The organism is Pseudomonas sp. NFACC02, assembly GCF_900110765.1.
Lineage (GTDB): Bacteria > Pseudomonadota > Gammaproteobacteria > Pseudomonadales > Pseudomonadaceae > Aquipseudomonas.
In genome coordinates, this window is the sequence record NZ_FOEO01000040.1 from 18,535 (window position 1) to 34,515 (window position 15,981).

Annotated in this window: 11 protein-coding genes and 1 tRNA gene; 9 read left to right on the forward strand and 3 right to left on the reverse strand. The window is 58.5% G+C overall.

Annotated features, from left to right (window positions below):
• Nucleotides 1–3: 3 nt before the first annotated feature.
• From tssM to BMY73_RS22790, 3 genes are read left to right on the forward strand one after another with little or no spacing between them, the layout of a single operon-like run.
• The gene (gene tssM / locus BMY73_RS22780; RefSeq protein WP_092409960.1) at nucleotides 4–3,531 is read left to right on the forward strand and encodes a type VI secretion system membrane subunit TssM; all 3,528 of its coding nucleotides are present in this window, start codon (nucleotides 4–6) and stop codon (nucleotides 3,529–3,531) included.
• Nucleotides 3,531–4,259 (forward strand): PP2C family protein-serine/threonine phosphatase, encoded by a 729-nt coding sequence (locus tag BMY73_RS22785; RefSeq protein ID WP_062390686.1) that lies wholly within the window; start codon nucleotides 3,531–3,533, stop codon nucleotides 4,257–4,259. The genes tssM and BMY73_RS22785 overlap by 1 nt, the downstream gene beginning before the upstream one ends.
• Nucleotides 4,256–5,284 (forward strand): serine/threonine-protein kinase, encoded by a 1,029-nt coding sequence (locus tag BMY73_RS22790; RefSeq protein WP_062390684.1) that lies wholly within the window; start codon nucleotides 4,256–4,258, stop codon nucleotides 5,282–5,284. Before BMY73_RS22785 ends, BMY73_RS22790 begins: the two co-directional genes overlap by 4 nt.
• 335 nt (nucleotides 5,285–5,619) lie before the next feature.
• Here BMY73_RS22790 and BMY73_RS22795 read toward each other — a convergent pair.
• Nucleotides 5,620–5,696: transfer RNA gene (locus BMY73_RS22795), tRNA-Arg, on the reverse strand.
• A gap of 340 nt (nucleotides 5,697–6,036) precedes the next feature.
• On the opposite strand from BMY73_RS22795, the gene gabD reads away from it, so the two are divergent.
• From gabD to BMY73_RS22815, 4 genes are all read left to right on the forward strand, one after another.
• The gene (gabD, locus tag BMY73_RS22800) at nucleotides 6,037–7,479 is read left to right on the forward strand and encodes an NADP-dependent succinate-semialdehyde dehydrogenase (RefSeq protein ID WP_092409962.1); all 1,443 of its coding nucleotides are present in this window, start codon (nucleotides 6,037–6,039) and stop codon (nucleotides 7,477–7,479) included.
• 175 nt (nucleotides 7,480–7,654) lie between these two features.
• On the forward strand, nucleotides 7,655–8,935 hold the full coding sequence (gene gabT, locus BMY73_RS22805) for a 4-aminobutyrate--2-oxoglutarate transaminase (protein ID WP_062390680.1): 1,281 nt from the start codon (nucleotides 7,655–7,657) through the stop codon (nucleotides 8,933–8,935).
• A gap of 168 nt (nucleotides 8,936–9,103) precedes the next feature.
• Complete coding sequence (locus tag BMY73_RS22810) at nucleotides 9,104–10,324, forward strand: HDOD domain-containing protein (RefSeq protein WP_092409964.1); 1,221 nt, start codon at nucleotides 9,104–9,106, stop codon at nucleotides 10,322–10,324.
• Nucleotides 10,325–10,513: 189 nt separating this feature from the next.
• Complete coding sequence (locus BMY73_RS22815; protein ID WP_062390674.1) at nucleotides 10,514–10,954, forward strand: hypothetical protein; 441 nt, start codon at nucleotides 10,514–10,516, stop codon at nucleotides 10,952–10,954.
• 47 nt (nucleotides 10,955–11,001) lie between these two features.
• On the opposite strand, the gene BMY73_RS22820 is transcribed toward BMY73_RS22815, so the two are convergent.
• Both BMY73_RS22820 and desA read right to left on the reverse strand, forming a co-directional pair.
• The gene (locus tag BMY73_RS22820) at nucleotides 11,002–11,979 is read right to left on the reverse strand and encodes a GGDEF domain-containing protein (protein WP_062390672.1); all 978 of its coding nucleotides are present in this window, start codon (nucleotides 11,977–11,979) and stop codon (nucleotides 11,002–11,004) included.
• 141 nt (nucleotides 11,980–12,120) lie between these two features.
• The gene (gene desA / locus BMY73_RS22825) at nucleotides 12,121–13,305 is read right to left on the reverse strand and encodes a delta-9 fatty acid desaturase DesA (protein WP_062390669.1); all 1,185 of its coding nucleotides are present in this window, start codon (nucleotides 13,303–13,305) and stop codon (nucleotides 12,121–12,123) included.
• Nucleotides 13,306–13,483: 178 nt separating this feature from the next.
• On the opposite strand from desA, the gene dibA reads away from it, so the two are divergent.
• Both dibA and oscA read left to right on the forward strand, forming a co-directional pair.
• A complete protein-coding gene (gene dibA / locus BMY73_RS22830; protein ID WP_062390667.1) occupies nucleotides 13,484–15,406 on the forward strand; it encodes a phosphodiesterase DibA in 1,923 nt (640 codons plus the stop codon).
• 283 nt (nucleotides 15,407–15,689) lie between these two features.
• Entirely contained in the window at nucleotides 15,690–15,872 is a 183-nt protein-coding gene (gene oscA / locus BMY73_RS22835; RefSeq protein WP_062390665.1) for a sulfur starvation response protein OscA, read from the forward strand.
• The last annotated feature ends 109 nt before the right edge of the window (nucleotides 15,873–15,981 follow it).

Here is a 15,981-nt window from a genome sequence, read left to right on the forward strand (position 1 = left end):
GTAATGAAAAAGTTCTTTAAGAAGATGGGCGAATTCCTGCGCAAGACGTGGGTCTGGACGCTCCTGCTGACGCTGCTTTTCGCCCTCTTGGTGTGGTTCGTTGGCCCGCTTTTGGCCGTCGATGATTACAAGTTCTGGGAGGCTTCGACTGCCCGTTTGCTGACCATCAGCGGGCTGACGCTGATATGGGGGCTGACGATGGTGTTCGTCAGTTGGCGCGCGGGTCTGCGCAAAAAGGCGATTGAGGAAAGCGAGTCTGGCCAGAAACGTATCCAGCGGGACGAAAAGATTGATCAGCACCAAAGGGAAATCACTTCACGCTTCAAAGCTGCTTTGAAAACGTTGAAGACCTCGCGCGTTTACAGCGGTCGAAGCGAGCGGTGGCGTGACGACTTGCCCTGGTATCTCTTGATCGGCCCCGAGGGCAGTGGCAAAACCAGCTTGTTGGATTTTTCGGGTATTGATTTTCCAATCAATGCGATTGACCGAAAAATGACCCGGGACACCACCGGCACCCAGCACTGCGACTGGTATTTTGGTGAGCAAGGCGTGCTGATCGACACCGCAGGTCGTTACCTGACCCAGGAGGATTCTGAAGTCGATGGCAGTGCGTGGAGGACCTTACTTGAACTGCTGCGCAAGCGACGTCCGAATCGTCCGCTAAACGGCGTGCTTGTGGCGATTCCAGTGGAAAGTTTGCTGAGCTCGGACGAAAGACATCTTCAGGATCTGGCCACTGCCGTTCGTGCGCGCCTGCAAGAGCTGCATCAGAAACTGTATGTCGATGTACCCGTTTATCTGGTCCTGAGCAAAGCGGACCGACTGTTGGGTTTCGAAGAATTCTTTGACCAATTGACTCATGAAGAAAGTGAGCAGGTGCTAGGCGCCACGTTCCGTAAAGAACAGAAGGGCAGCGATACCACCGTTCTGCGCGGTGAGTTCGAACAATTACTGCACCGCCTCAACAGTCAAGTCATAACCCGCATACGACAAGAGCGTGACCCCCAACGCTGTGGACGCATTCTTGATTTTCCGCATCAGCTCGGATCGACCGGAGACAAGCTTTGCCTTTTTGTCGACATGGCATTCACGGGTAACCGTTATCAGCGCGTCACCCAGTTGCGTGGCTTTTACCTGATCAGTGCGCCTTACCTTACTGAAAAAATGGATAAAACCGCTGCCAAGATCGGAACTGAGGCGGGCATGAATAGCGTTGTACTGCCGATCTTGCGCAGTGGTCGGTCGCGCTTCATTCATCATTTGCTCAGCCGGGTCATTTTCCCCGAAGCGGATCTCGCAGGTCTGAACCGGCAAGAACGTCGTCGTATTCATTGGCGGCATCGAACGTTGTACGTTGGCGCATCCGCCGCGCTGGTCTTCTGCGGCATGCTTTGGACTCAGGGGTTCTCCGCAAATCATGATCGGCTGGAAAAGTTGCGCAGTCTGGCGCAGGTCGCGGCCCAACAACGATCGGTTCTTATGCCTGGTGATGAGGCCAAGGCAGCGCTCAATTCATTGGACACCCTTTATGCGGCCACCCAGGTATTCCCGAAAAAGACTGAAGCTGGCTATCAAGAGCGCACCGGCTTGTTTCAGGGTGACGATGTCAACCCCGTGGTCAACGCTGCTTACGAGCGGGAGCTTCAGGATCAATTATTACCAAGGGTAGCCGCGCTGCTTGAACGGCAAACCCGCGGCAGCATGACGGATCGTGAGCGCCTGCTGAACAGTCTGCGGGCATATCTGATGCTAAACATGCAGGAACGTCGTGACATACCGTGGCTTAAAGACTGGGTCGCTGCGCAATGGTCCCAGCTTTATAGCGGCGATACCGCAGTGCAAAACGGCTTGGGTAAACACTTTGAACGCTTGTTGAAGCTGCCCTTCAGTCATCCGGTCAATGATCAATTGGTCGCTCAGGCGCGACAGGTTTTGCGTAGCGAGTCCTTGGCCAACGTCGTTTATCGCATGCTGCGTGATCAGGCTCATGCGTTACCGCCTTATCGCTTTAGCCAGCACCTTGGTCCACAAGGATCGTTGTTTGTGGGCGCTGATTACGTCATCCCTGGGTTCTACACTCAGCAAGGCTATCAGCAGTATTTCTCGGTCAAGGGCATGGTCCTGATAACCGACATGCTGACGGACAACTGGGTTCTGGGAGAAAGCGCTGGCATCAGCACCATGGATTTGCGTCGGCTCATGGTCGAGCTCGAACAGCTTTATTTCCGCGACTATGCCAACCATTGGGGCGAGGCAGTCGGTGCGCTTGATTTGCCCGCCGTCAATGATTTTGGGGAGAGTGCGGAGCAACTGGCAGGTCTGACATCGGCCAACTCACCTCTAGTCCAATTGCTGGTGGAAGTCCGGCAGCACACCCGCTTTCCAGAGGCGGCAGACGCAGCGACCGAAGGTCTCGATGCTGCGCAGCAGTTGACCGGCAAGGGCAGTAAGTTAACCAGGCTGGCGGGTGATACGGCTACTAAAGCGGCTGACGCCCTGGTGAAGAACTTGCCGAATACCGCGAAAAAATCTCTGCAAAATCGCTTCGAACCACTGCACCGTTTGCTGGATGCCGAGCACGCTCCGACGGCCGATCTAGCCGCCACGCTAGGCGCTCTGAATGAACTGCAACTGCAGATGGACAGCCTGGCGCGAGCCAGTGTTCCAGAGCAAGCGGCATTCGAAATGGCCAAGGCGCGCATGGGTGGGCAGCGTGACGCCCTGAGCAAATTACGCAGTGTGTCCGTACGACTGCCGCGTCCAGTGGCCGGTTGGTTCAACGTACTGGCAGAAGACGCCTGGCGTCTGGTGCTCAATGATTCCTATCACTATCTCAATCAGCGTTATCAGAGCGAGCTGTACAGCTTTTATGGCAAAGCGATCAGCCAGCGATACCCGTTCAATGCTCACAGCGCTAGCGATGTTACGATCAGCGACTTCCGCGAGTTCTTCAAAGCGCAGGGCATAGCGGACCGCTTCTTCGACAATTACATGCGTCCATTCGTCAGCGGTACCCCGGAAAATTACCGCATGCGCCATGTCGACGGACACAGTGTACCCGTCTCCAAGGTCTTCCTTGACCAGATGTCGGCCGCTTCAGTCATCCGGCAGAGTTTTTTCGCCGACAACCCTGCCGAGCCGCAAGTGCAATTCAAGCTGGAGCCTTACACCCTTGATCCAGCTGTGAGTCGCTCCGAATTCAAATTTGGCGAAAAAACCATTGAATACCGCCATGGCCCGATCTTGCCCGTCTCGCTCAAGTGGCCCAACGATGTTGATGGCGGCCGTACCAGCCTGGTGCTCGACAGGATGGCAGGTCGGCCGCTAGGCATCGAAAAGAATACGGGTCCGTGGTCGCTGTTCCGGTTATTTGATTTGATGCAAACCGAATACCTGATTGGGCGGGACGTGATGGTGCTCAAGGCAGACGTAGGCGGGCTGCGTGCCAACTACCTGCTGACCAGCCAACGCATGCCTAATCCGTTCGATATGGATGTGTTGCGCCGCTTCCGTATGCCGGTGCAGCTCTGATGTCGTCCGTCAGCCCGTGGCGCAGTGCTGCTTGCACCAACGTCGGCAAGGTTCGAGCCCGCAATGAGGACGCTTTTCTCGACACCCCGGAACAGGGACTGTGGGCTGTTGCGGACGGGATGGGCGGCCACCAGGGCGGAGATATTGCCAGTCAGTTGATCGTCGCCAGCCTGGCGGACTTGCCGCTTAAAGATGACTTCAACGAGCGGCTCACGGATATCCGTCAATGCTTGCATTGGCTTAATCGTCGGTTGGCTCAGGAGTTGACCCTGATCGCCGAGCACCACGACAGCACCATGGGCAGTACCGTTGTGGCGCTGCTCGTGGAAGGCAGCCGTGCAGCATGCATCTGGGCGGGCGACAGCCGCTGCTATCTATGGCGCGGCCAGCGTCTGTATCAACTGTCCAGAGACCATTCGTTGCGCCAACAGTTGGTCGATGAACAGAACATGAGCGTTGAGCAGGCCGAGGTCTATCCGGGCTCCCATGCACTGACCCGGGCGGTCGGAGCTGACGACCAGCTAACCCTGGATGTGCTGGAGTTCGAAGTGTATTCCGGTGATGCTTTTCTGCTCTGCAGTGACGGTCTCTATCAAGAGCTCAGCAGCGCTGCACTGGGCAGCGCGCTCAGCCTGACGGCTCCTCATGTGGCGTTGGAGCGTCTTTTCGACAGCGCATTGCGTGGTTGCGCACGCGACAATCTCACCGCAGTGGTAATACGCCAATGACCGAAGTCTCTGAACCCGTTCCCGCCTTACCCGCAGGGGACGCGCAACACAGTCGCCTGACCTGTTATGCGGGCGCCGGGTCTCGCAAGGTTAAACCCGCGTTGGCATCAAACAGGGCCAGCATCAATGCAATGCCCGATCTACTCGCGGGACGGTATCGCATCGAACGTTTACTTGGCGCAGGCGGCATGGGGGCGGTGTACCGCGCACGAGACTTGCTGAGCGAGCAGTACGGTGAGCCTGAGGCTTACCTCGCAATAAAAGTGGTCAGCGAAGAACTTGCTGAGTCACCGGATGCCAGCGCCTTGCTATACAACGAATTCGCCCTGACCAGACGCCTGCATCACGAAAACGTGTTGCGCTTTTATAGCTTTGAAGTCGACACCGTCTGCCAGCGGGCGTTCATCACCATGGAGCTGATGCGTGGGCTGCCACTGGACAAGCTTCTCTGCGAGCGGCCGCTTGGCATGCCGTGGAATGAGGTGCGCGACATCGCGCTGCCGTTGCTCGATGCGCTCGCACATGCTCATGCTCGCGGTGTGCTTCATGGTGACCTGAAACCCAGCAACATAATGCTGAGCGACGACGGTGTTCGCTTGTTCGACTTTGGCCTCGGTCAAGCGGAAAAAGGAACCCTCCGCGGTTTACCGCACGTGAGCCGTGATCGCTTCAACGCCTGGACGCCTGGTTACGCTGCCCCTGAGTTGCTTGAAGGCCAGCCGCTGTCGACCCGTGCCGATGTCTATGGGGCGGCGTGTGTGATCTTTGAGCTGGCGGGAGGCCGACACCCTTTCCATCGGATGTCTTCGACGCAAGCGCGTGACCAGCATCTGGAGAGCCAACTCCGCCCCCCCGGCGGCCTGCCGAAATCGTGCTGGCCAGCGCTGAAAACAGCGCTGGCCTTCGACCCGGCAATTCGCACGATCACCGCTGCGCAATTAAGAAGCGCCCTCAGCGTCAATTCCTCCTGGCTGCAACGCCTTTCAAGGCGAAGACCGGCTGAAATGGAAAGAGCTCCTTCCTGATCTGCTGGAAAAACATAAAATCCGCCGCAAAAAATTGGAAGATGAAGCCGAGTGTGCAGGTGTAGCGATTGACAGGACTTATCAAGGTCCACCGATTGCAGCCCTGCAGCAGTAAGGTGATCGCGCGTTGATCCAGGAGCAAGTGAATCGCAGCAATCACCCTGAAGTGTCCTGAACAGCTGAAGAAAAATGCCAGGCGAGGTGATGAGCTTTGTTTTTTCGGCTATCGCGCTTGTAAGAGCGCAGAAAAAAGAAAGCCCGCACATCGGCGGGCTTCTTTATATCTGGATATCTGGCAGATTCTCAGAACGTCTCTGACGGCCTGAAATCAAAAATGGCGCACCTGGCGGGATTCGAACCCACGACCCCTGCCTTCGGAGGGCAGTACTCTATCCAGCTGAGCTACAGGTGCAACGCGGGCGCCATGATACTCATCTGGCCTGCGTGCGTCCATGCTGGCGAGTGACTGTTGTCGATTTCACACGTTTCCGGATGTTGGAAAAGGCGTTGACCCTGATTTTTCGTCGATGCGACGGGGCGCGTTCTTTTTTTCGAACGGGCTATTGTCCTTTACCCCTGTAGTGCCTAGGATTCGTTTGAGATTTCAAACGCTCCCGTTCGATCACCCGCGCTTTTCCCGATCCGTGTGTGCGGGGCCCGGCGAATGTTTTCCTGACGGCAGCCTCGGCTGAGGCGCCTTTGAATAATCAATAATTCGCTCCGCCGTGCGCGGTGCTGTTTAGGAGGCCGACATGCAGCTCAAAGATTCGAAGTTGTTCCGCCAGCAGGCGTATATCAATGGCGCCTGGGTCGATGCCGACAGCGGCCAGACCATCAAGGTCAACAATCCGTCGAACAACGAGATTCTGGGCACCGTTCCCAAGATGGGGGCTGCCGAAACCCGCCGTGCCATCGAAGCCGCTGATAAAGCCTTGCCCGCCTGGCGTGCGCTGACCGCCAAAGAGCGTGGTAGCAAGCTGCGTCGCTGGTTCGAGCTGATGATTGAAAACCAGGACGACCTCGGTCGCCTGATGACGCTGGAGCAGGGCAAGCCGCTGGCTGAAGCCAAAGGCGAGATCGCTTACGCCGCTTCCTTTATTGAGTGGTTTTCCGAAGAAGCCAAGCGCATCTATGGTGATGTGATTCCTGGCCATCAGCCGGACAAGCGCCTGATCGTGCTGAAGCAGCCTATTGGCGTGACCGCCGCGATCACCCCGTGGAACTTCCCGGCCGCGATGATCACCCGTAAAGCCGGCCCTGCGCTGGCCGCCGGTTGCACCATGGTGCTCAAGCCAGCGTCGCAAACCCCTTACTCCGCGCTCGCGCTGGCTGAACTGGCCGAGCGTGCCGGCATTCCGGCGGGCGTGTTCAGCGTGGTGACCGGCAGCGCGGGTGACATCGGCTCCGAGCTGACCAGCAACCCGATCGTGCGCAAGCTTTCCTTCACCGGCTCGACCGAGATCGGTCGTCAGCTGATGGCTGAATGTGCCCACGACATCAAGAAAGTTTCGCTGGAACTGGGCGGCAACGCGCCGTTCATCGTGTTCGACGACGCGGACCTGGATAAGGCCGTGGAAGGGGCGATCATCTCCAAGTACCGCAACAATGGTCAGACCTGCGTTTGCGCCAACCGCCTCTACGTGCAGGATTCGGTCTACGACGCCTTTGCCGAGAAGCTGCAAGCCGCTGTGGCCAAGCTGAAAGTTGGCGATGGCATGACCGAAGGCACCACCACGGGCCCGCTGATCGATGAAAAAGCGGTCGCCAAGGTCAAGGAACACATTGCTGATGCACTGAGCAAAGGCGCGAAAGTGCTGAGCGGTGGCAACAGCCTGGAAGGCAATTTCTTCGAACCGACTATTCTGGTCAACGTGCCGAAAGACGCAGCCGTTGCCAAGGAAGAGACGTTCGGTCCATTGGCGCCGCTGTTCCGCTTCAAAGACGAGGCTGAAGTGATCGCGATGGCCAACGACACCGAGTTCGGTCTGGCGTCGTACTTCTACGCGCAGAACATGAGCCGTGTATTCCGTGTGGCCGAAGCGCTGGAGTACGGCATGGTGGGGATCAACACCGGCCTGATCTCCAACGAAGTTGCGCCGTTTGGCGGTATCAAGGCGTCGGGCCTGGGCCGTGAAGGCTCCAAATACGGCATCGAAGATTACCTGGAAATCAAATACCTCTGCCTGTCCGTTTAAGGCAGCGGTATCGAGCCTGTCGGGCGCGAGAGCGACGTCCGGCAGGTTTTTGTAGCACCCAAACCTATTTGGTGGCCGGGAGGCCGCGACAGTCGATCATCGTATGCTGCCGCTGTTGACCCCCGCTGCCTGATCCTTGAACCACACCGCCCGATGAGCGGTGAATGAGGAAACCATGAGCAAAACAAACGCATCCTTGATGAAACGCCGTGAAGCCGCTGTACCGCGCGGCGTTGGTCAGATTCACCCGATCTTCGCCGAGTCCGCGAAGAACGCCACCGTCACCGACGTTGAAGGCCGTGAGTTCATCGACTTCGCTGGCGGCATCGCTGTACTGAACACCGGTCACCTGCACCCGAAAATCGTTGCCGCCGTGCAAGAGCAACTGACCAAGCTGACCCACACCTGCTTCCAGGTGCTGGCTTACGAGCCGTACGTTGAGCTGTGCGAAAAAGTCAACGCCAAGGTCCCGGGGAATTTCGACAAGAAAACCCTGCTGGTCACCACCGGTTCCGAAGCGGTCGAAAACGCCGTCAAAATCGCCCGCGCTGCCACAGGCCGTGCCGGCGTGATCGCCTTCACTGGCGCTTACCACGGTCGCACCATGATGACCCTGGGCCTGACCGGTAAAGTCGTGCCTTACTCCGCAGGCATGGGCCTGATGCCAGGCGGCATCTTCCGCGCGCTGTACCCGAACGAGCTGCACGGTGTGAGCGTTGACGACTCCATCGCCAGCATCGAGCGCATCTTCAAGAACGACGCCGAGCCAAGGGACATCGCGGCCATCATCATCGAGCCTGTTCAGGGCGAAGGTGGTTTCTACGTGGCGCCGAAAGCCTTCATGGCTCGCCTGCGCGAGCTGTGCGACAAGCACGGCATTCTGTTGATCGCTGACGAGGTGCAGACCGGCGCTGGTCGTACCGGCACGTTCTTCGCGATGGAGCAGATGGGCGTTGCTGCCGACCTGACCACGTTCGCCAAGTCCATCGCTGGCGGTTTCCCGCTGGCCGGTGTGTGCGGCAAGGCCGAGTACATGGACGCCATCGCTCCAGGCGGTCTGGGCGGCACGTACGCCGGTAGCCCGATTGCTTGCGCCGCTGCGCTGGCGGTCATGGAAGTGTTTGAAGAAGAGCACCTGCTGGACCGTTGCAAGGCAGTGGGCGAGCGTCTGGTCACAGGGCTGCGCGCCATCCAGGCCAAGCACCCGGTCATCGGCGAAGTGCGTGCGCTGGGCGCCATGATTGCGGTCGAGTGCTTCGAAAACGGCGACACCCACAAGCCGAATGCGGCAGCCGTGGCGCAAGTCGTTGCCAAAGCGCGTGAGAAGGGTCTGATCCTGCTGTCGTGCGGCACTTACGGCAACGTTCTGCGCGTGCTGGTCCCACTGACCTCGCCAGACGAGCAGCTGGATAAAGGGCTGAAAATCATCGAAGAGTGCTTCGCTGAAATCGCCTGAAGCGTGGGTCACGGTTGATCAATACGATTGATCAAAATGTGACCAAGTCGTTAGAAAAGACCTGCTTCGGCAGGTTTTTTCGTTTATTGACGTCAGAAAATTCGCTTTTTACCTGTCTCGAGCGCAGGTCTTTGACTAAGGTAAAAAGACTGATGCCGGAGAGTCATGATGACCGTTGTAGAGGCGCCTGCTGTTCCTCGCGTGTTGATTGCTGAAGCGGACCCCTGGACGCGGGAGATGCTCAGCGAGTTGGTGCTGGACGTGCGCTGCGATGCGCAGCTGGACGTGTACCCCGACGGGAAGCAGGCGGTCGAGCTTATGCGCGGCTTCATTCCCGACCTGGTGATTGCTTCACGCGAGTTGCCAGGCGTTGATGGCCTGACGCTGCTGCGCGGCGTGCGGATGCTCAAGCGTCAGCCTCCTGTGCGTTTCATTCTCCTGAGCAGTCGCAATGACAGCGCCAGTGTGCGCGAAGCCGTGCAATTGGCGCCCACCGCTTATCTCACCAAGCCACTGAACATCGACAGTCTGCGCCAGCGCCTGACGATCTTGCTCTCGCCCGACGGTGCGCAAGTCGCGTGCGCGGTGCCTGCCTTGGCGCCGGGCATGGGCCTGGATGCATTTCTGGACAAGCGCCGTGAGCTGGCGGATGGCGGCCCCTTGTACGTCGATGTGCGGGACGTCATTGCACGCAGTCGCACACCGTCGGGCGTCGATCTCAAAAAGCTGGAGCAGGAACTGATCGATGACCCGCACGTTACGGCTGTCTTGATCGCCGCCGCCAACAGTGCCTCACAGCATCAAGGCAGACCGCAACAGACATTGGCGCAAGCGCTGGCGACCCTGGGTGCCACGCAGAGCGCGAATCTGGTTCAGGGCCTGGCGCTCAAGCGCGGTGCTCTGTTGAGCGACCCTGGGCTGATTCTTCAGGCCAGCCAGATCTGGGATGTCTCGCATCGAACGGCCGGATACGCGCGGATTCTGGCACGCACGCTGGACCTGGACCACGAGCGTTGCCATTGCGCGGGGTTGCTCAGAGGGCTGGGCGATCTGTCGGTGATCCGCTGTCTGCAAGAATGGCTTCACGCGGGCGGCACGCTGGATGAGGCGTGCATTGCGCGCGCGCTTGAACACTATGCGGCGGCCTTCGGTTCGGCGCTGCGCACGCGCTGGCGCCTGCCGTTGGAGCTGCGCGAGCTGATCGCGGCGGTCTATCAGTACAACACCGGCGTCTATACCCGCGAAGTGCTGGCGATGAACTTGGCCGGGCAGATGGGTCGCCTCGGGGAAGCAGACCCACTGGAAGCCCTCGCCAAGAGTAAGTCTGCGCGGCTGCTGAAGGTCAACGCGTCAGATCTTGAGAGGGTACGCAGTAAGCTGGTGGCCTGATGTAACAGCAGAACGCACTGCAGCCAGGGTACGCCTGTCACCCCCTTAACGCGGCATGTGTGAAATTTCACTCGGACATCCGCTTGCACGTCCTACTTTTCTTTCGGAAATGCCTGACTTTTATTCCCGGGCCTCCTCCTTATAGTTGCGCCGCTGCAACTATCTGATCATGAACGAGGGGAGATACACATGAAGAAAATATGGACGTTGGCGGCTGTCGCCACACTGATCGCGACGACCAGTGGCTGCGTAAGCTACAACGTAAGCCAGCCAACGGCGCCGCTCTCGGGCGATGTCAAAACCGACCTGAAAGCTGACGTAAAAGTCGGTGAAGCCATCAGCGGCGAATCCTCCACCAACATCCTGTTTGGCTGGTTGGCGTTGGGCGGCGATAACCAGTTCGCGGACGGCGTGAGCTATGGCGCAGGCGGCGGCTCCGGAATGGGTCTGCCATTGCCTGATCCGGTTTCCAACGCCAAGGCAGCTGCCGCTTACAAGGCTGTGAAGTCTTCCGGCGCAGATCTGATTGTCGCCCCTCGTTATGAAGTGACCGTCAACGATTACTTCATTTTCAAGCAGGTGAACGTCAAGGTCTCCGGTAACAAAGGCAGCATCCAGAGCATTCGATAACGCCTGGACGGCTGGCGAGGGTGCCTCGCAGGGATCACCGCCAGCCTTCACACCAATACGATTTGATTCTTTCCCTGACGTTTAGCCTGATACATCGCCGCATCCGCACGGGCGTAGAGGGCTTCCAGGCTCTGGTCCTGTGTGCCCAGATTGGTCAGGCCCTGGCTGGCCGTGATGCCAAAGCTTTTATCGTCACGCTGGAACGACAGCCGCTGAATTTCCCGTTGCAGGCGCTCGGCAATCTGCTTGGCCATGTCTGGCGCGCAGCCCGGGAACACCGCCGCAAACTCCTCGCCGCCAATACGTCCGAACAGATCGCCACGGCGCAGCGTCTTCCGTCCGCACTCGGCGATGCGTTGCAGCACGATATCGCCTTCCTGGTGACCGTACGTGTCATTGACCAGCTTGAAATCATCCACGTCCAGCAAGAGAAACGCCATCGGTGTGCCTTGCAGACGAGCCTGCTCGAATTCGCGTTGAGCGCACTCGAAGAAGTGTCGGCGGTTGCTGCTCTGGGTGAGCACGTCGGTGGTGGCCAGGCGTTGGAGTTCGTCTTCCAGCTGCTTCTTTTCAGTGATGTCTTCGGCGATGCCGACCACGATCAGGCGTTGCCCCTGTTCGGCCTGGTGGCTGACGAAGCATTTGTCGCTCAGCCAGCGCACCTGACCATCGGCGCGAATGATGCGGTATTCGCGGTCCTCGATGGAGCCTTTTTCCAGTACTTCACTGAGGCTGCGCTCTGCGTAATCAAGGTCGTCCGGATAGATGCTGTCGCGCCATTCGCCAAAATCGGCCAGCAGTAATCCCGCCGAACGACCAAAGATGCGCTCGTAGGCAGGGCTGACGTAGATCATGCGCTGGGTCTGCCAATCGAACGCCCAGAGCACCGCGTTGACGCTGACCAGCAACGAGCTGAAGAGCTGCTCGCGCTCGCTCAAACGCGCCACTTCCGCCTGGGCGTGCATCAAGGCCAACAGGGTTTCCGCTGCTGCGGGGATGACGGTCGGGGGTGTCTGATTGTCCATGAGCACTGCATCTCAAAATAAGGTGCGGCGCACAGCCACAACGTCTCACACAGCATAGTGCGAAGGTGATAATGAGATAGGTGTAGTGGCACGAAGTTCCGACAGGCGCACACCCGGATGGATGTGCGCCGATCAACGGCATCAGCCGTGGTGAGGGCGTAGCGAGTAGGTTTTCAACTGGTCGGCGAAGTCACGCAAGGACTGAATACCACTGGCTTCCGCCTCATGGACCCAGTCTTTAATGGCTGCCAGCATGTCATGGCCGTTGCTGCTGGTTTTGGCCCAGATTTGCTGCAAGGCCAGGCGCTTCTCGTAGATCACTTTCAGTGCCTGACTGTGCTCCAGCATGCTCTGGATACGCACCTGATGTCTGTCTTCCAGCAGACTGGTTTCACGCGACAGCAGCCGTTTTGCGCGGCGGAACTGGTGGCGGACGGACGCGTCGGCCTTGGCCAGTTCCTGCGTCACCAACGGCGCGATCACCAGCTTGCGGTACTGCGCCATGATCTGGAAACGGTTATTAAGAATCGCCATGGCAGTGTCCATGTCGACATGGCCCTTGCCTTCCACGCGATGCGCGATCGGTGCCACCCGCTGCACTTTGGCCAGTCGCAGCCAGCAGAACAGTTTGATCCACGCCCAGCCCATGTCGAACTCCCAGCGCTTGACCGACAGTTTGGCCGAGTTGGGGTAGGTGTGATGGTTGTTGTGCAGCTCTTCGCCGCCGATCAGGATGCCCCACGGCACCAGATTGGTCGCCGCATCGCGGCACTCGAAGTTACGATAGCCGACGGCGTGGCCAAGACCATTGACCACACCGGCCGCCCAGACCGGAATCCACATCATCTGGATGGCCCAGACAGTGATACCGATGACCCCGAACAGCGCCAGATCGATCACACCCATGATCATCACGCCCAGACGCGGGTAACGCGAGTACAGGTTGCGCTCGATCCAGTCTTCCGGGCAGTTCTTGCCGTAGATGCGCAGCGTGTCCGGGTTCTCCGCTTCGGCGCGATACAGCTCGGCACCTTTGCGCAGCACGGTGGACAACCCTTTGATGACCGGGCTGTGCGGGTCATCGACGGTTTCGCATTTGGCGTGATGCTTGCGGTGGATGGCGGTCCACTCCCGGGTATTCTGCGCCGTGGTGAGCCACAGCCAGAAACGGAAAAAGTGCTTGAGCCCGGCGTTGAGTTCGAGCGAGCGGTGAGCTGAATAGCGATGGAGATAGACCGTGACGCTGACAATGGTGACATGTGTCATCGCCAGGGTGACTGCGACCAATTGCCAGACGGAAAGGTCGAGCAGACCGTTGTTCCACATAGGCTGAGTTGCCCTCGGTTGTAACGCGAACAGGTAATGAGGTCGTTTTTTGTACAGACCCCTACAGCAGCGCGCATTATCACTTAGCCACCAGATAAAACCAGTCGCTGTTTCACATAAGCGTCGCAGGATGTTTCTTGCTCTATAATCCGGCCTTTCGTAAGGTTTTCGACTTTCTATGTCAGCTATCACCCGAGATGCGCTGAAAACCGCACTGTTGTATGGGCTGCTGTCGATTTTCTGGCTCGTGTTCTGCGACGACGTGCTCCCTTTCCTGATCGACGACTCGGTTCAGCTGGCGCGTGCCCAACTGATGAGTGGTTATGTCTGGCTGGCGATCAGCGCCGTGTCGATCTACCTCGCCCGGTCCCGGTTATTGGGGTTCATCGGCATCAAAGCCCGGGCTCAGCGCAAACAGGACCTGCAACGTCTGCGTCTGGCTGCAGCCGTGTTCGACAGTACGCTGGAAGGCGTACTGGTCACGGACGCCGAAGGCGTAATCGTGCACGTCAATCGGGCATTCATATCGATCACCGGTTATCAGCAAGACGAAGTGCTGGGCGAGCGCCCCAACAAATTCAAATCCGGGCGCCATGGCCCGGAGTTCTACGAGCGCATGTACAAGACCATTCTCAGCGCCGGGCAGTGGAGTGGCGAGATCTGGAACCGGCGCAAAAACGGCGAAATCTACCCGCAATGGCAGAGCATTCGCTCCATTAAAGATGACCGGGGTGTGATCACTCATTTTGTTGCAGTGTTCTCGGACATCACCAGCATCAAGCATTCCGAGCGCGAACTGGCTCATCTGGCGCATTACGACGCGTTGACCGGCTTGCCCAACCGACTGTTGTTCACCGACCGCGCGGAGCAGGCGCAGACCCATGCCCGGCGCAACAAACATCATCTGGCTCTGTTGCTGATCGACCTCGACCACTTCAAACACATTAACGACAGCTTGGGCCACAGCATCGGCGATGAGGTCCTGAAGGCGGTCAGCGAGCGACTCGCGCAACGGGTAGGCAAAGGAGCAACCCTGGCGCGGCTCGGGGGCGACGAATTTGCTGTGCTGGTCGAGAGTTCTCAGCACGCAGTTCAGGCGGCGGAGTTGGCCCAAGGCTTGTTGGACGGGTTACGTGAACCGTTCCTGATCGACACTCAATCTCTTTTCCTCACGGCGAGCATCGGTATCAGCATTTTTCCCAACGATGCACTGAGCGCCGAACAACTGTTGCGTAACGCCGACGCCGCCTTGTTTCAGGCCAAGAGTCAGGGCCGGGAAAGCTATGCGTTGTACACAAGAGAATTGACCGCCCACGCCCAGCGCCGGGTGGAACTGGCCGGGGAACTGCGGCGCGCCATCGTGCAGAACGAGTTGCGCCTGTTTTATCAGCCGATCCATAACCTGCATACCCGTCGTATCGAAGGTGTCGAGGCGCTGGTGCGTTGGCAGCATCCTCAGCGCGGTATGGTATCTCCGGGCGAATTCATTCCGATTGCAGAGCAAAGCGGCCTGATCGCCGATATCGATAACTGGGTGTTGACCGAGGCATGTCGGCAGATGCGGCAATGGCTGGAAGACGGGATCGGGTTGTCATTCGTGGCGGTCAACGTATCGAGCCGGTTGTTTGGCCGAGCCGATCTTGATCGCCGGGTGGCGCAGGTGCTGGGCGAAACAGGGCTGGCGTCACACTACCTTGAGTTGGAAGTCACTGAAAGCGCGGTCATGGACGATCCCGAGCAGGCGATCGAACAGATGCACCGCTTGCGCGAGCTGGGCCTGAAACTGTCGATCGATGACTTCGGCACGGGGTATTCGTCGTTGCTGCGGCTCAAGCGCATGCCGGTGCAGAAACTGAAGATCGATCAGGGATTTGTAGCGGGTCTGCCGGACGATGAGGACGATATCGCCATTGTTCGGGCAATCATCGCGCTCGCTCAGGCCATGGGCATGCGGGTACTGGCTGAAGGTATCGAGCAAGCCGACCAGGCGCAGTTTCTCCTGGCGAACCAGTGTGAGCTGGGGCAGGGCTACTGGTTTGCCCGACCCATGCCTGCCGAGCAGATCGACTGGCAGCATGCGCCGGTGTTTGCGTTGACCTGACCGCATCGACTGAAGGCGCTTGCCCGTGATAAATGATCACGCGCCATTCCGAGACACCGCGGCGCCTTCTTCGCGGGCAAGCGCGCATCTACAACGCGCTGCTAGAGCGGTGACTGACGGTCAGGACGCCGCGCTGAGCCAACTCCAACCAAATACCTTTTGGTTATATCTGCATTCTTAAATAGTATTTTTAAGAATAACCCCGTCCTTCTACTATCGCTCCCACGCCACTGGCAGCCGCCTTCACCCTGCCGCTGCGGGCAACCCATCAAGGAGCACGATCATGAGCGCATCTCTACGTAGCGTGGATGGTCAGGACGAAGCAAGCATTCTGCGAGAAATTCAGAACGCCCTGCGCGACCTGCGTTTTGGCGCGGTTGAAATCACGGTGCACAACGCACAAGTGGTGCAGATCGAGCGCAAGGAAAAATTCCGTCTGCAGAATCCGGGTAACAAACAAAGCTGAAGCACTTGGTCGTAGCGCGTTTGCAGGCGAGAGGCCCGTCCAGATGCCACGAATTCAGGGGGCCGGACAATCGCATCGCGGGCAAGCGCGCTCCTACACAGCGCGCCCA